At 73.1% G+C, this 19,849-nt stretch carries 18 protein-coding genes, 1 tRNA gene and 1 riboswitch; of the genes, 5 read left to right on the forward strand and 14 right to left on the reverse strand.

Annotation, left to right across the window (positions count from 1 at the left end):
• Positions 1-73: 73 nt before the first annotated feature.
• From rplA to ACZCAH_RS07390, 5 genes are all read right to left on the reverse strand, one after another.
• A complete protein-coding gene (gene rplA / locus ACZCAH_RS07370; RefSeq protein ID WP_329747447.1) occupies positions 74-793 on the reverse strand; it encodes a 50S ribosomal protein L1 in 720 nt (239 codons plus the stop codon).
• 5 nt (positions 794-798) lie between these two features.
• Positions 799-1,230: a 50S ribosomal protein L11 gene (rplK, locus tag ACZCAH_RS07375; RefSeq protein WP_329747446.1), complete on the reverse strand. Its 432-nt coding sequence runs from the start codon at positions 1,228-1,230 to the stop codon at positions 799-801.
• 171 nt (positions 1,231-1,401) lie between these two features.
• On the reverse strand, positions 1,402-2,346 hold the full coding sequence (gene nusG / locus ACZCAH_RS07380; protein WP_464340449.1) for a transcription termination/antitermination protein NusG: 945 nt from the start codon (positions 2,344-2,346) through the stop codon (positions 1,402-1,404).
• A gap of 44 nt (positions 2,347-2,390) precedes the next feature.
• Positions 2,391-2,678 (reverse strand): preprotein translocase subunit SecE, encoded by a 288-nt coding sequence (gene secE, locus ACZCAH_RS07385; protein WP_329747444.1) that lies wholly within the window; start codon positions 2,676-2,678, stop codon positions 2,391-2,393.
• 49 nt (positions 2,679-2,727) lie between these two features.
• Positions 2,728-2,800 (reverse strand) — tRNA-Trp (locus tag ACZCAH_RS07390).
• A 233-nt stretch (positions 2,801-3,033) separates the two neighbouring features.
• Here ACZCAH_RS07390 and ACZCAH_RS07395 point away from each other — a divergent pair.
• Positions 3,034-4,305, forward strand: coding sequence for a pyridoxal phosphate-dependent aminotransferase (locus ACZCAH_RS07395; protein WP_464340450.1), 1,272 nt, complete (start codon positions 3,034-3,036; stop codon positions 4,303-4,305).
• A gap of 13 nt (positions 4,306-4,318) precedes the next feature.
• Positions 4,319-5,374 (forward strand): adenosine deaminase, encoded by a 1,056-nt coding sequence (locus tag ACZCAH_RS07400; protein ID WP_464340451.1) that lies wholly within the window; start codon positions 4,319-4,321, stop codon positions 5,372-5,374.
• On the opposite strand, the gene galK is transcribed toward ACZCAH_RS07400, so the two are convergent.
• The 3 genes from galK to ACZCAH_RS07415 are packed head-to-tail and all read right to left on the reverse strand — an operon-like array spanning position 5,316 to position 8,307.
• A complete protein-coding gene (galK, locus tag ACZCAH_RS07405; protein WP_464340452.1) occupies positions 5,316-6,515 on the reverse strand; it encodes a galactokinase in 1,200 nt (399 codons plus the stop codon). The two genes, ACZCAH_RS07400 and galK, sit on opposite strands and share 59 nt — an antisense overlap.
• Positions 6,516-6,560: 45 nt before the next feature.
• Positions 6,561-7,988 carry a threonine/serine exporter family protein gene (locus ACZCAH_RS07410; protein ID WP_464340453.1) on the reverse strand — a complete coding sequence of 476 codons (1,428 nt, stop codon included), beginning with the start codon at positions 7,986-7,988 and terminating at the stop codon, positions 6,561-6,563.
• A 28-nt stretch (positions 7,989-8,016) separates the two neighbouring features.
• Positions 8,017-8,307: a DUF3017 domain-containing protein gene (locus ACZCAH_RS07415; RefSeq protein ID WP_464340454.1), complete on the reverse strand. Its 291-nt coding sequence runs from the start codon at positions 8,305-8,307 to the stop codon at positions 8,017-8,019.
• 82 nt (positions 8,308-8,389) lie between these two features.
• On the opposite strand from ACZCAH_RS07415, the gene aspA reads away from it, so the two are divergent.
• On the forward strand, positions 8,390-9,967 hold the full coding sequence (gene aspA, locus ACZCAH_RS07420; RefSeq protein WP_464340455.1) for an aspartate ammonia-lyase: 1,578 nt from the start codon (positions 8,390-8,392) through the stop codon (positions 9,965-9,967).
• A gap of 99 nt (positions 9,968-10,066) precedes the next feature.
• On the opposite strand, the gene ppk2 is transcribed toward aspA, so the two are convergent.
• The 3 genes from ppk2 to purN all read right to left on the reverse strand — a co-directional run bounded on the left by ppk2 (position 10,067) and on the right by purN (position 13,358).
• Positions 10,067-10,972: a polyphosphate kinase 2 gene (ppk2, locus tag ACZCAH_RS07425; protein ID WP_464340456.1), complete on the reverse strand. Its 906-nt coding sequence runs from the start codon at positions 10,970-10,972 to the stop codon at positions 10,067-10,069.
• Positions 10,973-11,051: 79 nt separating this feature from the next.
• A complete protein-coding gene (gene purH, locus ACZCAH_RS07430) occupies positions 11,052-12,677 on the reverse strand; it encodes a bifunctional phosphoribosylaminoimidazolecarboxamide formyltransferase/IMP cyclohydrolase (protein WP_464340457.1) in 1,626 nt (541 codons plus the stop codon).
• Between the two features lie 35 nt (positions 12,678-12,712).
• Positions 12,713-12,789: riboswitch (ZMP/ZTP riboswitch) on the reverse strand.
• On the reverse strand, positions 12,786-13,358 hold the full coding sequence (gene purN / locus ACZCAH_RS07435) for a phosphoribosylglycinamide formyltransferase (RefSeq protein WP_464340458.1): 573 nt from the start codon (positions 13,356-13,358) through the stop codon (positions 12,786-12,788). (Overlaps the previous riboswitch by 4 nt.)
• A gap of 75 nt (positions 13,359-13,433) precedes the next feature.
• Here purN and ACZCAH_RS07440 point away from each other — a divergent pair, with 75 nt between their 5' ends.
• Positions 13,434-13,844: a hypothetical protein gene (locus ACZCAH_RS07440; RefSeq protein ID WP_464340459.1), complete on the forward strand. Its 411-nt coding sequence runs from the start codon at positions 13,434-13,436 to the stop codon at positions 13,842-13,844.
• Here ACZCAH_RS07440 and ACZCAH_RS07445 read toward each other — a convergent pair.
• Positions 13,822-15,468 carry a cell division protein PerM gene (locus ACZCAH_RS07445; RefSeq protein ID WP_464340460.1) on the reverse strand — a complete coding sequence of 549 codons (1,647 nt, stop codon included), beginning with the start codon at positions 15,466-15,468 and terminating at the stop codon, positions 13,822-13,824. The two genes, ACZCAH_RS07440 and ACZCAH_RS07445, sit on opposite strands and share 23 nt — an antisense overlap.
• Before the next feature lie 97 nt (positions 15,469-15,565).
• On the opposite strand from ACZCAH_RS07445, the gene ACZCAH_RS07450 reads away from it, so the two are divergent.
• On the forward strand, positions 15,566-16,870 hold the full coding sequence (locus ACZCAH_RS07450) for an isochorismate synthase (RefSeq protein WP_464340461.1): 1,305 nt from the start codon (positions 15,566-15,568) through the stop codon (positions 16,868-16,870).
• Here the strand turns inward: ACZCAH_RS07450 and ACZCAH_RS07455 are convergent.
• Together ACZCAH_RS07455 and menD are read right to left on the reverse strand one after the other, a co-directional pair.
• The gene (locus ACZCAH_RS07455) at positions 16,831-18,156 is read right to left on the reverse strand and encodes a S1C family serine protease (RefSeq protein ID WP_464340462.1); all 1,326 of its coding nucleotides are present in this window, start codon (positions 18,154-18,156) and stop codon (positions 16,831-16,833) included. The genes ACZCAH_RS07450 and ACZCAH_RS07455 overlap by 40 nt on opposite strands.
• 14 nt (positions 18,157-18,170) lie before the next feature.
• Complete coding sequence (gene menD, locus ACZCAH_RS07460) at positions 18,171-19,844, reverse strand: 2-succinyl-5-enolpyruvyl-6-hydroxy-3-cyclohexene-1-carboxylic-acid synthase (RefSeq protein ID WP_464340463.1); 1,674 nt, start codon at positions 19,842-19,844, stop codon at positions 18,171-18,173.
• Positions 19,845-19,849: the final 5 nt, after the last annotated feature.

The following is a 19,849-nucleotide window of genomic DNA, read 5'->3' on the forward strand; positions in this document are numbered from 1 at the left end:
CATCGGACGAGACGTCGATCAGGCCCTACCGCACTGCCTGATCTCCTACCGCTCGTTCCTCGCAGAACGTCGATCAGGCCTCGTCGGTGTCCTCGAGGAGGTTGCGCGTGCGGTTCACATCGACCGGGATGCCCGGGCCCATGGTGGTGGACACGGTGATCTTGGTGATGTAGCGGCCCTTCGAGGAGGACGGCTTCAGACGCAGGATCTCGTCGAGGGCCGCGACGTAGTTCTCCACGAGCTGCTGCTCGGTGAAGGACGTCTTGCCCACGATGTAGTGCAGGTTCGCGGCACGGTCGGTGCGGAACTCGATCTTGCCGCCCTTGATGTCGTTCACGGCCTTGGTGACGTCCATGGTCACGGTGCCGGTCTTCGGGTTCGGCATGAGACCACGCGGACCGAGGACGCGGCCGAGCTTGCCGACCTTGCCCATCAGGTTCGGGGTCGCCACCGCGGCGTCGAAGTCGGTCCAGCCGCCGGCGACCTTCTCGATCAGCTCGTCGTCGCCGACCTCGTCAGCGCCGGCCTCACGAGCGGCATCGGCCTGCGCACCGGTCGCGAAGACGATGACGCGGGCGGTCTTGCCGGTGCCGTTGGGCAGGTTGACGGTGCCGCGGACCATCTGGTCGGCCTTGCGCGGGTCGACGCCCAGACGCATGGCGACCTCGACGGAGCCGTCGAACTTCGACGGCGAGGTCGCGCGGGCCAGACGCAGCGCGTCCAGCGGCGAGTACTGACGGCCGGCCTCGATCTTGGCGGCGCCGTCCCGGTATGCCTTGCTACGGAATGCCATCTGGATCAGCCCTCCACCGTGATGCCCATGGAACGAGCGGTGCCCTCGACGATCTTCGCCGCGGCCTCGATGTCGTTCGCGTTCAGATCAGGCATCTTGGTCTCCGCGATCTCGCGGACCTGAGCCTGGGTCAGCTTGCCGACCTTGACCGTGTGCGGGGTCGCGGAGCCCTTCTGCAGGCCAGCGGCCTTCTTGATGAGCTCGGCGGCCGGCGGGGTCTTGGTGATGAAGGTGAACGAACGATCCTCGTAGACCGTGATCTCCACGGGCACGATGTTGCCGCGCATGTCCGCGGTGCGATCGTTGTACGCCTTCACGAACTCCATCATGTTCACGCCGGCAGCGCCGAGCGCGGGACCCACGGGCGGCGCAGGCGTGGCCTGGCCGGCCTGGATCTGGAGCTTGATGATGCTCGCGATCTTCTTCTTGGGAGCCATCGACTCCTCCTCTTCTGGGACGTGGTACGGGCGGAGCTCATCACGGCTCCTCCCACTGCGGACCCTCGTGCGCGCACGGAGGGCCCAGGGTGCGACGCTACTAGCGCGCCGCGCGGGAGTCGACCGGAATCAGGCGTGATCCTGGTCGTACTCCGCGGACCGGCGGACCGGTCAGATCTTGGCGACCTGGTCGAAGGCGAGCTCGACCGGGGTCTCGCGACCGAAGATGGAGACCAGCACCTGCAGCTTCTGCGCCTCGGCGTGGATCTCGTTGATGGTCGCGGGCATGGTCTCGAAGGGGCCGTCCATGACCGTGACGGACTCGCCGATCTGGAAGTCGGGCACCTTCTGCGCGGCGGCGGCCTTCGGGGCGGAACCGCCGGCGGAGCGCTTCTTCTCGGGCAGGCCGACGGACGGCGCGAGCATCGAGTAGATCTCGTCGAAGGTCAGCGGCGTCGGGTCGGTCGCGTCGCCGACGAAGCCGGTCACGCCCGGGGTGTCGCGGACGACGCGCCAGGACTCGGTGGTCAGGTCCATGCGCACCAGCACGTAGCCGGGGATGCGCACGCGGCGGACCATCTTCTTCTGGCCGTTCTTGACCTCGGTCGCGTCCTCCATCGGGACCTGGACCTCGAAGATGTACTCCTCCATGTCCTGGGTCTCGGTGCGCGTGGCCAGCTGGGTCTTCACGCGGTTCTCGTGACCGGAGTAGGAGTGGATGACGTACCACTCGCCGGGGGCGGCACGGAGGTGCATCTTCAGCTCGAGCAGCGGATCGGCCTCGGCCTCCTCGTCGGACTCGTCGGCCTCGGCCTCCTCGTCGGACTCGTCGACGTCGGACGACTCATCGGCGTCGACGGGCTCATCGGCCAGGTCCGAGTCGACGTCGGCCTCGTCCGCGGTGGGCTCCTCCGACTCGGCGGGCTGCTCGGCGTCGTCGGCCTCGTCCTGCTGCTCGAGGGCGAAGGGATCCTCCGCGCCGGCCAGGTCCTCGTCCGACGGCTCCAGGTCGACCAGCGCGTCGTCGGCAGACTCGTCGGGCGCGGACGCCGAGAACGACAGGGAGTCGTCGGCGTCCTGGTAGGACTCATCGGGGGTCGAGGTCTGCTCGCTCATCAGCGGGTTTCTGCCTTCCAGACGGCGTAGGGGACGAAGGGGGCTCAGAGCCCCGCGTCGGGGACCGTGAACGCGACCCGGGACAGCCAGCTGAACGCGGCGTCGAGGCCGAAGATCAGCACGATCATCACGATGACGAAGGCCAGGACGGTGACCGAGTAGACCAGCAGCTCGCGCCGGGTCGGCACGACGACCTTCCGCAGCTCCGCGAGGATCTGCCGGATGAACAGTCCGATGGCCAGGAACGGGTTCGAGGACCCGGAGCCCTGCGCGTCACCCGTGGCGGGCGTCGACGGAGCGTTCTGGCTGGAGTTCACAGGGGGCTGTCCCATCTGGTCGAGGTCATCCGCGCCCGGCCGGGGGTGACCCCGGCCGGACCGGCAGGGCAGACAGGGCTCGAACCTGCAACCTGCGGTTTTGGAGACCGCTGCGCTACCAATTGCGCCACTGCCCTTCGCGGGGGAGACCCCTCGCGAGCCAGGATCGCGACCCTCCGGGGAGGGGCGGCGTTTCTTGCCAGCGACCAGCATACAAGTCCAGCGGCCCGCGGGCGAATCGCCTGGAAGCAGATCACATCGCGGGACGTCCCGCCGCGCTCCGGGACGCTCTGAGCGCGCTCGGGGCGCGCGGCCGCCCACTCCTCGTGATCGCCTGGCACGCCGGCCCGTCCTCTGCCACGATGGGCCGGTGACCACCGACGACGCGCACCCCGCAAGCCCCACCGGCTCCCCCGACGCACCGCTCAGCACCGCGGCACCCGCCGCCCCGCGCCGTATCTCGCGGCGCGTCGGCGCGATCGCCCCCTCGGCCACCCTCGCGGTGGACGCGACGGCGAAGGCTCTCAAGGCCGCGGGCCGTCCCGTGATCGGCTTCGGCGCGGGCGAGCCGGACTTCCCCACGCCGCAGCACATCGTGGATGCCGCGATCGAGGCCGCGCAGGATCCGGCCTCCCACCGCTACTCCCCCGCCGCCGGGTTGCCGGCGCTGCGCCAGGCTCTCGCCGAGGCCGCCACCGCCTCCACCTCGGTCCCCTTCGACGCGGCGCAGACCCTCGTCACCAATGGCGGCAAGCAGGCCGTCTACCAGGCCTTCGCGACCCTGCTCGACCCGGGGGACGAGGTCATCCTCCCCGCCCCGTACTGGACCACCTACCCCGAGGCGATCCGCCTCGCAGGTGGCGTCGAGGTCCCGGTGCTCGCCGGCGTCGACCAGGGGTACGTCCCCACCCTCCAGCAGCTCGAGGCGGCCCGCACCGAACGCACCCGCGCCGTGCTGGTCTGCTCGCCCTCCAACCCCACCGGGGTCGTGCTCAGCGCGGAGCAGCTCGCCGAGATCGGCCGCTGGGCGCTCGAGCACGGGATCTGGGTGATCACCGACGAGATCTACCAGCACCTCACCTACGACGGCGTCGCCTTCACCTCGATCCTGCGCGCGGTCCCCGAGCTCGCCGACACCACGGTGATCCTCGGCGGCGTCGCGAAGACCTTCGCGATGACCGGCTGGCGGGTCGGGTGGGTGATCGGTCCGGCGGACGTCATCAAGGCCGCGGCGAACCTGCAGTCGCATCTCACCTCGAATGTCAACAACATCGCGCAGCGGGCGGCGCTCGCGGCGCTCACCGGGCCGATGGAGCCGGTCGACCAGATGCGCACCGCATTCGACCGTCGGCGCCGCACGATTCTCGAGAAGCTCGCCGCGGTGCCCGGCTTCACGGTCCCCACGCCGACCGGTGCCTTCTACGCCTTCCCGGACGTCTCCGGGGCGCTCGGCCGCACCGTGCGCGGCCGCGAGGTGACCACCTCGGCCGAGCTCGCGACCGTGATCCTCGAGGAGGCGGAGGTCGCGGCCGTGCCGGGCGAGGCCTTCGGCGCCCCCGGTCATCTGCGCTTCTCCTACGCGCTGAACGACGAGGACCTCGCCACCGGCATCGACCGGGTCATCGCCCTGCTCTCCGAGTGACGCCGCGGGTCCAGTGACCGGCCGGGATCTCACGGCGCTGCCGAAGGCGCATCTGCACCTGCACTTCACCGGGTCGATGCGCCTTACGACCCTGCGCGAGCTCGCCGCCGAGCGCTCGATCCGCCTGCCCCGCTCGCTCACGGACGACGAGGCGCTCTCGGTCGAGCCCACCCATCGCGGCTGGTTCCGCTTCCAGCGGCAGTACGACGCGGCCCGCGCCGTCGTCGACTCCGAGGCGGCGATGCGGCGCATCGTGCGGGAGGCCGCGGAGGACGATGCCGCCGAGGGCTCCGGGCGGCTCGAGCTGCAGGTCGACCCGACGAGCTACGCCCCCTTCGTCGGCGGCATCACCCCGGCCCTCGAGATCGTCCTGAACGAGGCGGAGCGGGCCGAGCGCGCCACGGGGGTGAGCCTCGGCATCGTCGTCGCCGCCTCCCGCACCCGCCACCCGTTGGACGCCCGCACCCTCGCCCGCCTCGCCGCGCGCCACGCAGGGCGGGTGGTCGGCTTCGGCCTGTCCAACGACGAGCGGCGCGGCGCGACCGCCGAGTTCGCCGGGGCCTTCCGGATCGCCCGCGAGGCGGGCCTGCTGTCGGTCCCGCACGGCGGGGAGCTGCTGGGTCCGATGCACGTGGCCGAGGTGGTCGACCACCTCGGGCCGCACCGGCTCGGTCACGGGGTGCGCTCCGCGGAGGACCCGGCGCTGCTCGAGCGGATCGTCGCCGCCGGCATCGGTCTCGAGGTGTGCCCCGCCTCGAACGCCGCACTCGGCGTGGTCGCCGCACCGGAGCTGGTCCCCCTGCGGACCCTGCTCGAGGCGGGCGCCCAGGTGGCGCTCGGCGCCGACGACCCGCTGCTGTTCGGCTCGCGCCTGGTGGACCAGTACCGCACCGCCCGGGCCATGGGCATCGACGACGCAGGACTGGCCGCCCTCGCGGCCTCCTCGATCCGGCTCTCCGCCGCCCCGACCGCCGTGCAGGAGCGCCTGCTCGCCGGGGTGCGGGAGTGGCTCAGCGGTCCTGTCCCGCCCCTTCCTCGGGGAGGGCGAGGAAGAACTGCGGAGCGGTGAAGCCCTGCTCGGTGAAGGCCGCGGCGATGGCGCTCGCGACCTGCTCCGCGGCGTCGGCCTCGATCAGGGCGATGGTCGAGCCACCGAAGCCGCCGCCGGTCATGCGCGCCCCGTGGGCGCCCGCGGCGCGGGCGGCGTCGACGGCCACGTCGAGCTGGGGGACGGTCACCTCGTAGTCGTCGCGCAGCGAGTCGTGGGAGGCGTTCAGCAGCGCGCCGAGCGCCGCGACGTTCTCGCGGACGGTCCCGGCGGCGAGGAGCTCGTCGAACTCGCGCACGCGCTGGATCTCGGTGACGACATGGTGGGCGCGGCGGCGCACCAGCGGATCCGCGATGCGCTCGACGTCCGCCACGGCGGCGTCGCGCAGGGCGGCGACGCCCAACTCGGCGGCGGCCCGCTCGCTGTCGGCACGGCGCGCGGTGTACTCGCCGTCGACGTGGGAGTGCTCGGCGCGGGTGTCGGTGATCAGCAGGGCAAGCCCCTGGGAGGCGAGGTCCCACGGCACGGGCCGGGTGGAGAAGTCACGGCAGTCCAGGAACAGGGCGTGTCCGGCGCGGGAGAGCACCGAGGCGGACTGGTCCAGGCCACCGGTCGAGGCCCCGGCGAAGTCGGTCTCGGCGGTGATCGCGGCGCGCACCCGCTGCAGGCGCGTGGTGCCGAGGCCGAGCAGCGCCTCGATCGCCTCGGCGGCGGCGCACTCGAGGGCGGCGGAGCTGGACAGGCCCGCGCCGAGCGGCACCTGGCCGTCGATGAGGATGTCCATGCCCTGGGTGACGGCGCCGGAGATGTAGGGGCGCAGCGCCCACAGCACGCCGGCCACGTAGGCGGGCCAGCCCTCGACGGCGCCGGGCTCGAGCTGCTGGGCGTCGAGGTCGAGCACCACGTCGTCCTGCACCGAGCGCAGGCGCACCCGGTCGGTGGGGGTGCGGGCCGCGGCGGCGAAGCAGCGGTGCGAGATCGCCATCGGGAGGCAGAGCCCGTCCTGGTAGTCGACGTGCTCGCCGATGATGTTCACGCGGCCCGGGGCGGACCACACGCCGTCGGGCGCATACCCGAAGGACTCGACGAACCGAGCCTCTGCGCGGGCTGCGGCCTCCTCGCGGGCGGGGGCTGCGGACAGCGCGACGGCGGTCGAGGTCATGGTGGTCCTTCCGAGGGTGTGAGAGGGCGTCGGCCAGTGTAGCCGTCAGCGCCCCTCGCCCTCGTCCTCGAACAGGGCCGGGTTCAGGGCCGTCATCTCCCCCGTCATCGTCGACGGCTCGATCACAGGGGTGCCGCGGCGGCGGGAGCGTCGCGAGCCGAGCGTCAGCCGCCGACGGCGCAGGGTCGTGAACGGGGAGGAGATGCTGGGGGTGTACGCGATGCCCGAGCGGCGGAACAACGGCAGCGCCCGGGAGGCGAGGAGCTGGCCCAGCACGGCGCCCGCGGCGATCCCGACGGCGATCTCCCCCGCACCGAAGAGCTCGCCGATACCGCCCATGACGTCGTCCCCGAGGGCGAGCAGCCCGCGGTAGATGAGGCTGCCGGGCACCAGCGGGATGATCCCGCCCATCACGAACAGGAGCGCGGGGGCGCGTAGCCGGTCGCCGAGCACGGCGGCGAGGGCGCCCGCCCCGAAGGCGACGATCGCGACCACGTACACGCGCTCGAGCGCGAGGGAGGTGAGCAGGTGGGCGACGAGTCCGGAGACCGCCGCGACGACCGAGATCCAGGGCAGCACCCGCCACGGAACCTGGGTGCCGACGCCGTACCCCAGGCCCATCCCGACCCCGGAGACGATCACCACCAGCACGGTGGTGAGCGACAGCGGCATCGAGGCGCTCACCGAGATGTCCGCCCCGATCAGGTCGGCGAGGAACATCCCGGCCCGGACCCCGGCGACGATGCCGACGGTGAGCATCAGCGTCTCGAGGATCCGGCCCGCCGCGGTCACGTACCAGCCGGTGACGGCATCCTGCACGGCACCGATCGAGGTGAGCCCCGCGAGCTGCACGATGATGCACGAGACCACCACGATCGAGGAGTTCACGCTCGGGTTCACGAGGCTCACCAGCACCGCCGCGAAGACCGCGACGAAACCGCCGAGGGCCTGCGCGTAGAACAGCGGGATGTGCCGGCGGGCGAGGACCTCCATCGCCGCGATCAGCAGGCCGGCGGCGAGGGTCGCGGTGATCACCACGAGAGTGCCCGCGCCGAAGCTGAGCGCGGCCGCACCGCCCATCATCGCGAAGCCGGCGACCACGAGCGGCAACCGGTAGGCGGGCGGCGACTGCGGGATCGCCTCGACCTGCCGTCGCGCCTCCTCGAGGCCGATCGCGCCGGTGATGTACCCGTGGGTGACGTCCTCGAAGGCGGCCAGGCGCGCGAAGTCCTGCACGCGCGCGCTCGCCGAGCGCACCCGGGTGAAGGGGGTCGAGGTCTCGTCGGTCAGGTACGAGATGGTGATCTCGTCGAAGGTGACCTGGACGGAGACGTTGCGCAGACCGGAGGAGCTGGTGATCCGCAGGACGGTCGCGGTCACCTCGGAGGCGGCCGCACCGTTGGTCAGCAGCCCCTCCCCGATCCGCATGGCGAGGTCGAACACGGCATGGAGCCGGGTGGAGGAGGTGGGCACGGAACGATCGTGCCACACCCGCGAGGGCTCAGAGGTTCGGGGACAGCGAGAGCACCCCCACGCCCACGGCGAGCAGCAGCAGCACGCCCACGTCCACCGCCCGGTGCCGCACCGCGAGCGCCCCCACGGCCCGCACCGGCAGCAGCGCCCGCGCGGCCGCGAGACCCACCAGCAGGGCGGACAGCATCGCCCCGGCGATCGGCACGGACCCCAGCGCGCCGACCGCGACGATCACCGGGAGGGCGGGCAACGCGATCGCGAGGACCGTCTGGCGCCGGAACGCGGCGCGAAGGGTGAACGGGGAGCGATCGGTCGGCACGGGCCCATGCTACGGGCCGGGGCGGCTACGCTGGCCGCGGCCGGCAGCGCCGTCGGCCCCCGCCCCGATCTGGAGGAGCCCCATGACCACCCCCGGAGCGACCCGCCTCGAGCACGACCTGCTCGGCGATCGCGAAGTGCCCGCCGACGCGTACTACGGGGTGCAGACCCTGCGCGCCCAGGAGAACTTCCACATCACCGGGGTGCCGCTGTCGCACTTCCCCCGGCTCATCGAGGCCCTCGCCCAGGTCAAGCGCGCCGCCGCGCGCGCGAACCACGCCCTCGGCGCCCTCGACGGCGAGCGCGCCGCCGCGATCGAGCAGGCCTGCGCCGAGATCGAGGACGGCGCGCTGCACGAGCACTTCGTGGTCGACATGATCCAGGGCGGGGCCGGGACCTCGACGAACATGAACGCCAACGAGGTGATCGCCAACCGCGCGCTCGAGATCCTGGGGCGGGAGAAGGGCGACTACGCCCACCTGCATCCCAACAACCACGTGAACCTGGCCCAGTCCACCAACGACGTGTACCCGACCGCGGTGCGCCTCGCGATGATGCTGTCCTTCCCCGCGCTGGCCGACGCGATGGACCATCTCATCGGGACCCTGCGCGCGAAGGGCGAGGAGTTCTCGCAGGTGCTCAAGATGGGCCGCACCCAGATGCAGGATGCGGTCCCGATGACGGTCGGCCAGGAGTTCAACGCCTGGGCCACCACCATCAGCGAGGACGTCGAACGGCTGACCCGCACGGCGCGGCTATTCCGGGAGATCAACCTGGGCGCGACCGCGATCGGCACCGGCATCACCACCGACCCCCGCTATGCGCAGCTCGCCGCGAAGGAACTCTCGGAGATCACGGGCCAGCCCTTCGTGGTCGCCGCCGACCTGGTGGAGGCCACGAGCGACACCGGCGCGTTCGTCACCTTCTCCGGTGTGCTGAAGCGCATCGCGGTGAAGATCTCGAAGATCTGCAACGACCTGCGGCTGCTCTCCTCGGGGCCGCGCGCGGGGCTCGCGGAGATCACGCTGCCGGCGGTGCAGCCGGGCTCCTCGATCATGCCGGGGAAGGTCAACCCGGTGATCCCCGAGGTCGTCAACCAGGTCGCCTTCGAGGTGATCGGCAACGACCTCACCGTCACCTTCGCGGCCGAGGGCGGGCAGTTGCAGCTCAACGCCTTCGAGCCCGTGATCTGCTACAACATCCTCGAGTCGACCCGGATCATGACCCGTGCGATGAACACCCTCGCGGATCGCTGCATCGCCGGGATCACTGTGAACGAGGACGTCCTGGAGGACTACCTGCACCGGTCGATCGGCGTGGTCACCGCGCTCGTGCCCGTGATCGGCTATGCCGCGGCGACCGACATCGCCTCCACGGCGCTGCGCACCGGGCGCCCCGTGCGGGAGCTGGTCATCGAGCGGGGCCTGTTGGACGAGCGCCGCCTCGAGGGGCTGCTCTCCCCTGCCTCGATGACCGCGCCCGTGCGCCCCACCGCGACCGGCACCATCCCCGCCCTCCTCGCCGAAGAGCTCGACTCCGGAGAGGTCGCCCCGCCGCCCGGGACGGGCACCGGCGCCGCAGGGGCCGCGCAGGAAGCTCAGGGCGCGCAGGCCGCGCAGGACGCTGAGACTGCCCACGACGCGGAGCACGGCACCGTCTGAGCCGGGCTCCGGAGACGCCGACGGGCGGCACCCTCCCGGGGTGCCGCCCGTCGGCGGTTCCCCGCGCGGTTCAATGCACGGCTCAGCGCGCGGAGGGCCTCACTCGTCGGCTTCCTCCTGCTTGCCGCGCATGACGAGCTTCGGATCGGGCTGGCCGACGACCTCGTGGTCCTTGCCGTCGTACTCGAACTGCGAGAGGAAGTAGCGCATGGCGTTCAGGCGGGCGCGCTTCTTGTCGTTGGAGCGGATGATCGTCCACGGCGCGTAGCGCTTGTCCGTGCGACGGAACATCTCCTCCTTGGCCTGCGTGTACGCCTCCCAGCGGTCGAGGGACTCGAGGTCCATCGGGGAGAGCTTCCAGCGGCGCACCGGGTCCAGTTGACGGATCGCGAACCGGGTCCGCTGCTCCTTCTGGGAGACGGAGAACCAGAACTTCGTGACGTGGATCCCGGAGTCCACCAGCATCCGCTCGAAGTGCGGGACCTGGGTCATGAAGGTCTCGTACTGCTCGGGCGTCGCGAAGCCCATCACCCGCTCGACCCCGGCCCGGTTGTACCAGGAGCGGTCGAAGAGCACCATCTCGCCCGCGGTCGGCAGGTACTGGATGTAGCGCTGGAAGTACCACTGGCCGCGCTCGCGGTCGCTCGGCTTGTTCAGCGCGACGGTGCGGGCGGTGCGGGGGTTCAGGTGCTCGGTGAAGCGCTTGATGGTGCCGCCCTTGCCGGCCGCGTCCCGACCCTCGAAGATGATGATCGCCTTCTGATCGTTGTCCTCGAGCCAGTACTGGTACTTCAGCAGCTCGACCTGCAGGTGGTACTTCTCCCGCTCGTACTCGTCGCGGTCCATCCGCGTGTCGTACGGGTAGCCCTCCTGCCAGGTGTACACCGGGTTGCCCTGGGGATCGATGAGATCCGGATCCGGGGTGTGCCCGTCGGCGACCGTGTACCCCTCCTCGCGCAGGTGCTCGATGTACTCGCGCAGGGACTGGTTGTCGGGGATCTTCACGGTCTCTCCTCCATGGGGTCGCGGGATGTCGGCGCGAGCGTAGGGTCCTTCGGTGGCCGGGGGGTGAACAGGGCGGCGATCAGTGGGCGAAGTGGCGGGTGCCCGTGAGATACATCGTGACTCCCGCGGCGCGGCAGGCCTCGACGACCTCCTCGTCGCGGATCGAGCCGCCGGGCTGCACGATCGCGCGCACGCCCGCGTCGATCAGGATCTGCGCACCGTCGGCGAAGGGGAAGAACGCATCGGAGGCGGCGACCGCGCCGCGAGCCCGCTCGATGCCCTCCCCGCCGAGGGTGTTGGCGCGGGTCACGGCCAGGCGGCACGAGTCCAGGCGGTTGACCTGGCCCATGCCGATGCCGACGGCGGCGCCGCCCGCGGCGAGCAGGATCGCGTTGGACTTCGCGCCGCGCACCGCGCGCCAGGCGAAGGCGAGGTCGGCGAGGGTGTCCGCGTCGGCCGGCTCGCCGGCGGCGAGGGTCCACTGCGCGGGATCATCGCCCGCGGCATCGATCGCGTCGGCGTCCTGGACCAGGGTGCCGCCCCAGATGTGGCGCACCTCGAGACCGGTGCGGGGACGGTCCTCGACCTGCAGGATGCGCAGGTTCTTCTTGGTGCGCAGCAGCTCCAGGGCGGCGTCCTCGTAGCCGGGAGCGAGGATGACCTCGGTGAACACGGGCTTGACCTGCTCGGCCATGGCGAGGGTGACGGGCCGGTTCGCGGCGATCACGCCGCCGTAGGCGGAGACCGGGTCGGTCGCGTGGGCGGCCGCGTGCGCGGCGGCGATGTCGGTGCCCTCGGCGACGGTCGCGATGCCGCAGGGGTTGTTGTGCTTGACCACGGCGACGGCCGGGGTGTCGACGTCATACGCGGCGCGCAGGGCGGCGTCGGCGTCGACGTAGTTGTTGTAGCTCATCGGCTTGCCGCCGAGCAGCTCCGCGCCCGCGAGACCGGGGGTGTCCGCGTCGGAGACCGCGAGGCGGGCGCGCTGGTGCGGGTTCTCGCCATAGCGGAGGGTCTGGGTGAAGCCGTAGGCGGCGGCGTCCTCGTCGGAGAGGTCCAGCAGGTTCGGCTCGGCACCCTCGCCCTCGCCGGGCTCCTCGTCCTCGGAGAGCCGCGCGGTCATCCACTCGGAGATGGCCGTGTCGTAGTCCGCGGTGACGGTGAAGGCGATCGCGGAGAGCTCCTGGCGCTCTGCGAGGGTGAAGCCGCCCGCCGCGGCGGCCCGGGCCGCGTCGGCGTAGCCCTCGGGCTCGACCACCACGGCGACGCTCGCGAAGTTCTTCGCGGCACCGCGCACCATGGAGGGGCCGCCGATGTCGATCTTCTCGATGATCTCGTCGAAGCTGCCGCCCGCGGCGACGGTGTCGGAGAACGGGTACAGGTTCACGACGACGAGGTCGAAGGGGGCGATGTCGTGCTCGTCGAGCTGGGCGCGGTGCGTCTCGAGGCGCTGATCGGCGAGGATCCCGCCGTGGACCCGCGGGTGCAGGGTCTTGACGCGGCCGTCGAGCATCTCCGGGAAGCCGGTGACGGTCTCGACCTCGGTCACCGCGATCCCGGCATCGCGGACGGTCGCGGCGGTCGAGCCGGTGGAGACGATCTCGGCGCCGGCGTCCGCGAGGGCGCGGGCCAGGTCGACGATGCCGTCCTTGTCGTAGACGGAGAGCAGGGCGCGGCGGATCGGGCGACGGTCGGTGGCGGTCACGAGAGCTCCTCGGTCAGGTGTGCTGCGGTCGTTGCGGTGGACACCCAGGCGGTCGATGTCCACGTGATCACTCCCCGGTGGTCTCCCACCTGCGCCAGTCGTGTGCGCTCAGGGTATCGCGGTCAGGCGGCGCACCACGTCGACGAGCAGCGGCTGCTCGGCGGCCTTGATGCGCTCATGGAGGGTCTCCTCGGTGTCGTCCTCGAGGACGGGGACCGCCACCTGGGCGAGGATCCGCCCCGTATCGACCCCGGCGTCGACCTCGATCACGGTGGCGCCGGTGATCTTCACGCCGTGGGCGAGGGCGTCGCGGACCCCGTGCGCCCCGGGGAAGGAGGGCAGCAGCGCCGGGTGGGTGTTCAGGAGGCGGCCGCCGTAGGCGTCGAGCAGGGGGGTGCCGACGAGCTTCATGAAGCCCGCGAGGACCACCAGCTGCGGATCGTGCGCGGCGACGGCCGCGGCGAGCGCCCGGTCCCACGACTCCCGGTCCGGATGGTCGGCGAGCGCGACGACCGCGGTGGGGATCCCGGCGGACCGGGCGTGCTCGAGGCCGGCGGCCTCCCGGTCGGCGAGGACGCCGACGATGCGGAACGGGGCGTCGGGCTCGCGCGCGGCGCGCAGCAGCGCGGCGAGGTTCGAGCCGGTGCCGGAGATGAGGACGACGACGGGGGTGCTGGTCACCCGTCCAGGGTAGTCCGGGACCTGGCCGTGCCGCCGCGACGGGCGGCTCCCGGACCGGACGGGCAGAATGGGGCGATGAGCGAGCAGCCCCCGCGCCCCCCGGACCGTCCCCTCGAACGGCATCGTCGACTGCTCGCCGCCCTCACCGTGGCGATGCTCGCCTCCTGGCTGCTGATGATGGCGCCGCTGCCGTTCGCGCTGGGGTCGGGGCTGACCGGGCTCGCGGCGCTCGTGCTGCTGGTGCTGCTGTCGATCGAGGCCTTCCGCCGCCGCCGGATCGGTCTCGGCGTGCTGGGCCTGGTGGTAGGTGTGCCGGCGACGTTGCTGATCATCGGGGGCGCGGCGATCTCGGCGCTCTTCTACCAGCCCCTGGCCGAGCTCGAGGCGTGCCGGGCCGAGGCGATCACCGAGCAGGCCCGCGCGGCCTGCACCGCCGAGGGGCAGGACGCGATGATCAGCTGGGTCAGCTCCGTGGTGGGCGGCTGAGCTCGTCCTCGCCCGGGGAGTCCGGGCTCGGCGCGCTCTGGGCCGACCCGGCCGATGCCGCGGACGCGGCCGGACTCACCACGGCCGGGGACGGGGACGCGGGCGAGGCGGCGGTTCCTGCGGAGGCAGCGGTTCCTGCGGAGGCAGGAGTCCGCGCCGAACCGGCCGACGCCGACGACTCCGGACTCGCCGCCGCCCGCCGCGGCAGGCGGGCGGCGAGGGCTCCGCGGACCCGCTCCAGGCGGGAGACGGGACCGCCGCCGACCCCGGAGCCGCCGCCGGCCGCGGAGCCTCCGTAGGCCCCGGAACCGCCGTCGGCCCCGGACCCCGCGGTTCCGCCCGCGGAGCGGCGCCCCTCCCCCGTGAGCTCGGCGCGCTCGGCGGTCTCGGCCCGCTCGACGCGCTGACGCAGCCAGGGGATCAGGCCAGTGCCGAGCACCCCGATCACGAGCACCGTCGGGACCAGCACGATCAGGGCGAGCGGCAGCAGCAGCTCGTCGAGCACCGGACCGAGATGGCTCAACCGGCCCTCGCCGATCCCTCCCGTGGCCAGGCCCACGATGAGCACTGTCCCCACGAGCACCGCCACGGGATAGCCGATCCACGCGGTGACGCGCTCGCGCCAGGGCAGGTCCTCGAGGTCGCGCACGAGGCGCACCGCGCCGAGGACCACCGGCACGGCCGGCAGCACGATCAGCCCCCAGACGGCGTCCGGGAAGTCGCCGGGCTGCGGGAGGGCGCCGAGCATCGGGAGCGCGGGCAGCACGCCGGTCTCCGCGCCATCGAGCGAGATCCCCGTGGACGTGCCGAGCTCGACGGTGCCGCCGGAGAGCACCACGAGCGCCCACACGGCGAGCAGCGGCAGCAGGGCGAGCTGGATCAGGGACAGCACGAGCCCGCCGACGGGGCCCGGGTCGAGCTGGGCGAAGAGCGCGGACTGCGCCGGGACGGACAGCAGGAGCATCACCAGCACCGTCGCGAGTCCCAGGGCGAGGAGGCCGGCCACCGCGAGCAGCGTGGCGCGCGCCACCGAGCCCCAGGGGCGGGGCAGGAGTTCGAGCACCCGCACCCCCGGCACGGTCGCCGTCGCCTCGCGGCGCAGCGACCACAGCAGGCCCGCGAGGCCGCCGAGCATCGCGACCATCGCCCCGGACACCAGGGCGGAGGGGAGGACCGGGCTCACCAGGGCGCTGCGAGAGATCGCCGCCACCAGGGCCAGGCCGATCGCGTAGACGAGGACGTAGAGGACGAGCGCGCCGCCCGCATCGCGCAGCGCCCGATCGCGCAGCACCCCGTCCTCCCGGACGAGCAGCAGCGCGCGGCCCACGCGCCGCATCCCGGCGGCGCAGAGCACCACGAGCAGCAGGAGCAGGCCGAGCGGTGTGAGGGTGACGGCGCCGTCGATCGCGCCCGTGGTCAGCACCAGGCCGCCGCCGTGGCCGAGCACGAGGAGGTTCAGTGCGATGAGGATCGCGTCGAGGGCCGTCGCGGACGAGCGGGTGGCGACGACCTGCGCGGCGAGCGCCGGCACGACCACGAGGGCGAGGGCGGTGCCGAGGGACACGATCGCCGCGAGCGCTCCCCGGACCAGGGGTGTCGCGATGCTCTCGGTCTGACTGCTCACGCACTGCTCCTCGAACGCCCACTGCACACGGTCCGCGGCCTTCGCCGCCGCCCCATGGTCGCACCTCCCGACCCCTGGGTGCCGCATAATGACACGGATGTCCGACCACAGCCCGAGCCCCACGATCCTCGTGCGCACCGTGCGCCTCGAGGAGGACGTCGACCTGCTCGGCCACCTCCCCCGCGGGCTCACCGGGGCGTGGCTGCGCCACGGGCAGGGTGTGGTCGCGATCGGGTCGACCTGGTCGGTGCAGACCACCGGCCCCCACCGCTTCGGCGCCGCCAGCTCGGCCTTCCGGGCGCTCGCGGCGACGGCCCGCGTCGACGACGAGGTCCGCACCCGCACCTCGGGCCTGATCGCGCTCGGCTCCTTCTCCTACGCCGCCGGCTCGCCCCGCCCCTCGACGCTGCTCGTCCCCCGGGCCGTCCTCGGGGTGCACGACGGCGAGGCGTTCCTCACGGTCACCGCGATGGACGAGGAGCCCCCTCTGCCCACCTCGTGGCGGGACCTGTTCCCCTCGACCCCCGTCGGCCCCCCCGGGGACGGCGAGGACCTCGAGCTCGAGCCGGACCACACGCCCGACGAGTACCAGGCCCTGGTGCAGGAAGCGGTCGCGGAGATCGCGGCCGGCCGCGCCGGGAAGATCGTGCTCTCCGAGCGGACCACCGTGCGCTCGGCCACGCCGCTCGAGCCCGCGCTGCTGCTCGCGCGCCTGGCCCGCGCCTATCCGAGCACGTGGGTCTACCACCTCGAGGACGTGATCGGGGCCAGCCCTGAGATGCTCGCCCAGACCGAGGACGGCCGGGTGTTCTCCCGCGTGCTCGCCGGCACGCGCCCGGTGGCCGACGACGGCGAGCTCGACGAGGCGGACCGTCGCGCCTTCCGCGCCGACGCCAAGGAGCTCTCCGAGCACGCCTACGCCGCGGATTCGGTGGTCGAGCGCCTCGTCGACCTCGCGGAGGACGTCGAGGTCTCCCCCGAGCCGTTCGTGCTCCGCCTCCCGGGGCTGGAGCATCTCGCCTCGGACGTCACCGCCCGGTTGCGCAACGGCGTGACCAGCCTCGATGTGGCCGCCCGGCTGCATCCCTCGGCGGCCGTCTCCGGCACCCCGCGGGAGCAGGCCGACGCGATCATCGAGCGCCTCGAGCCGCACGACCGCGGCGGCTACGCCTCCCCCGTCGGCTGGATGGACGCCGACGGGGACGGGCAGTGGGCGATCGCGCTGCGGATGGCGCACCTGCGCGGCCCCCACGAGGTGGTGCTCCAGGCCGGCGGCGGTCTCGTCGCCGCTTCCGATCCGGTCTCCGAGCACGCGGAGGTGCTCGCCAAGTGCCGGCCGATGCTGCGCGCGCTGCGCGGGGATCAGGCCGAGCGGGATCCGAGCGTGACCTCGAGGGTCTGAAGCTCGTCCTCGCGCAGCACGGTGAGGGTGTGGGTGCTGCCCACCTCGAGGCCGCGGACCACCCCGGTCAGAGCCGCGGCGCTGCCGACGGGCGTGTCGTCGACCCGGGTGATCAGGTCCCCGTCGCGCAGATCGCCGGCCGCGGCGGGGGCGTCTGGTTCGAGCGCCACCACCTCGGCACCGCGATAGGTGGTCTCCCCCACCGTCGCGCTGCCGTCGGTCGTGGTCACGCCGAGATAAGCATGATCGGCGGAACCGTCCTCGACGAGCTGCTCGGCGATGAGCATCGCCGTGTTCGAGGGGATCGCGAAGCCGAGCCCGATCGAGCCGGCCTGCCCCTCGCTGTTCGGAATCCCCGCGATCGCCGAGTTGATCCCGATCACCTGCCCGGAGGCGTCGACGAGGGGACCGCCCGAGTTGCCGGGGTTGATCGCGGCGTCGGTCTGGATCGCCGAGGTGTAGCTGGTGTCGGCGCCGGAGGGGTCCTCGCCGGTCGCGGTCACCGGGCGGTCCACCGCGGAGACGATACCGGTGGTGACGGTGTTCTCCAGCCCCAGCGGGGTGCCGAGCGCCATCACCGGCGCTCCCACCTCGACGGTGGAGGAGTCGGCGAAGGTCGCCGGGACGAGATCGTCCGGCGGGGAGAGGAGGCGGATGACGGCGAGATCGGTGGAGGTGTCGGAGCCCACCAGCTCCGCCTCGTAGCTGAGTCCCTCGCTCGTGGTGACCTGGATCCGGCTGCCGCCGGAGACGACGTGCTCGTTGGTGAGGATCGTGCCGTCGGACTCCAGCACGATGCCGGTGCCCTGACTGGTGCCGCCCTGGGTCGCGACCTGGATCGAGACCGCGCTCGGGGAGAGCTGCTCGGCGATCGCGGTCCAGTCCGGGTCCTGCGCGGTCGAGGCGGAGGCGACCGGGCTCGCCGTGGTGCCGTCGGTCGGGGCGGAGGCGGTGGTCGGGGCCGGTTCGTCGGCGAACAGCTCGTCGTAAGCGATGACCCCGCCGAGCGTCGCCCCGCTGGAGAGGATCATGCCCGCCGCGACGAGTCCCACGACGCCGCCCCATCCCGGACCGCGGCGCCGCGGAGCGGGGGCCGGGGCGGGGTCCGCGTCGGGGGCGGCCGCGGGGGCGGCAGCGAGGGCCGGGACCGGGCTCAGCGGCTCGGTGGCAGGGCCGACGGGCAGCTGCGACGTGGCGGGCTGGAGCGACTGCAGCGGCGGCTCGGGCTGGGGCTGCAGCTCGGGCCCGGGCTGGGGCTGCGGGGCGGGCGGGGTCAGGTCGTCCATCGGCTCACCTTCGACTACGGGGTCCTCGGGTCCGGTGCGGACCCTTCTCGGACAACCAACACCCGCAGCCCCTGTGCGGGCTGTACCAGAGCTGTGCGCAAGCTGTCGACGTCGACCCGGTGCGCCTCGGCACCGAGGGCCCGGGCCGCGGCGGCGAGGTCCGTGCCGTGCGGGGTGGTGAAGAAGCGGCGCAGCACCTCGGGCGGGGCGGCAGCGTGCTCGAGACCGCCGAAGATGCGGCCGCCGTCGTCGTCGACGACGATCACGTCGAGGTCGGGCCGCACCTCCTCGGGTCCGATGATCTGCCCGGTGAGGTCGTGGAGGGCGGTGAGGTCGCCGAGGAGCACGCGCACCCTCCCGGGGGCGTCCCGGCGCGCGAGGGACAGCCCGCCCGCGAGGGACACGGTGCCGTCGATCCCGGCGAGGCCGCGATTCGCGAGAACCCTGGCCGCGGTGGGGCCGGCGTGCTCGTCGAGGTCGCGGACCAGGCTCGAGGAGCCGAGCACGAGCACGTCCTCGGCGCCGCTCGCCTCCCACACGGTGAGCGCCGCACGCGCCTGCCAGGACGGCCCCGGCGACGGGATCCGCTCCGCGGCGGCCCGCTGCCAGGCGTCACGGAGCGAGGGACCGTCGTCGGGGACCCGCTCGCCGCGGGCGGCGGGGACGACCAGGCGGGCGCGCCGGGCGGCATCGGCGAAGTCGGGGTGCCGGTCCACGACGATCACCTCGACGTCCTCAGCGCCGAGCAGCCCGCCGAGCACCGGGCGGGAGAGCGTCGGGTGGCCGAGGACGATCGCCCGCTCGGGACGCAGCGGATGCCGCGGATCGGCCATCACCTCGGCGAGCAGGCCCGGATAGCCGACGACGAGGCTGTCGCCGCCGCGGGCGCCGGAGCTGGGCTCGGCCAGCAGCGGGAGGTCGTGCTCCTCGGCGAGGGCGCGGGCGGCGGGGCCCGCTCCGTCCCCCGCGACGACCACGGTGCGCGAGGACACCGTCACCGGCTGCGGGGCGGGGGCGGGGGCGGGAAGACGCCGGGTGAGCACGAGGGAGGGCCGCTCCCCCGGGTCCGAGGCCCGCTCGGGACGCGGGGTGAGCGGGTCCCGGAAGCCGAGGTTCACGTGCACGGGCCCGGGATGCTCCCCGGTCGCAGCGGCGTGGGCGCGGGCGAGGGTGGAGACGACGGTGCGCAGCTCGGCGTCGGTGGCCGCCGCGGCCGTGGGGGCGGGCAGATCGGCCTGGAAGCGCGCGAAGGGGCTGAACAGTCCGGTCTGCACCGTGGTCTGGTTCGCGCCGGTGCCGCGCAGCTCGGCCGGACGGTCGGCCGTGAGCAGCAGCAGTGGGATGCGCGAGTGGTGGGCCTCCATCGCGGCGGCGAGGAGATGCGCGGCGGCGGTGCCGGAGGTGGTGAACACTGCGGCGGGATGCGCCGGATCGTGGCGGCCGATGCCGAGGGCGGTGAAGGCGGCGGCCCGCTCGTCGATCCGCACGTGCACCCGGATCCGGGCGGCGATCGGGGTGGACGCGAGCGCGTAGACGAGCGGGGCGGAGCGGGAGCCGGGGGCGAGCACCGCCTCGCGCACGCCGAGCTCCGCGAGGGCCGTCCACAGGGCCGTCGCGGCATCCACCGCCCCGGAGCCGGTGGGGACGGGGGCGGGGATCACGGCATCGGGGACGCGGGGCTCGGGCATGGGAT

The organism is Brachybacterium sp. B718/18 (genome assembly GCF_055454375.1).

What these genes read in the sequence shown, in the direction of transcription:
- rplA (WP_329747447.1), bottom strand. Translation starts at nt 793, where the DNA reads ATGGCATTCCGTAGCAAGGCATACCGGGACGGCGCCGCCAAGATCGAG.
- rplK (WP_329747446.1), bottom strand. Translation starts at nt 1,230, where the DNA reads ATGGCTCCCAAGAAGAAGATCGCGAGCATCATCAAGCTCCAGATCCAG.
- nusG (WP_464340449.1), bottom strand. Translation starts at nt 2,346, where the DNA reads ATGAGCGAGCAGACCTCGACCCCCGATGAGTCCTACCAGGACGCCGAC.
- secE (WP_329747444.1), bottom strand. Translation starts at nt 2,678, where the DNA reads ATGGGACAGCCCCCTGTGAACTCCAGCCAGAACGCTCCGTCGACGCCC.
- galK (WP_464340452.1), bottom strand. Translation starts at nt 6,515, where the DNA reads ATGACCTCGACCGCCGTCGCGCTGTCCGCAGCCCCCGCCCGCGAGGAG.
- aspA (WP_464340455.1), top strand. Translation starts at nt 8,390, where the DNA reads ATGACCACCCCCGGAGCGACCCGCCTCGAGCACGACCTGCTCGGCGAT.
- ACZCAH_RS07440 (WP_464340459.1), top strand. Translation starts at nt 13,434, where the DNA reads ATGAGCGAGCAGCCCCCGCGCCCCCCGGACCGTCCCCTCGAACGGCAT.
- ACZCAH_RS07450 (WP_464340461.1), top strand. Translation starts at nt 15,566, where the DNA reads ATGTCCGACCACAGCCCGAGCCCCACGATCCTCGTGCGCACCGTGCGC.
- ACZCAH_RS07455 (WP_464340462.1), bottom strand. Translation starts at nt 18,156, where the DNA reads ATGGACGACCTGACCCCGCCCGCCCCGCAGCCCCAGCCCGGGCCCGAG.
- menD (WP_464340463.1), bottom strand. Translation starts at nt 19,844, where the DNA reads ATGCCCGAGCCCCGCGTCCCCGATGCCGTGATCCCCGCCCCCGTCCCC.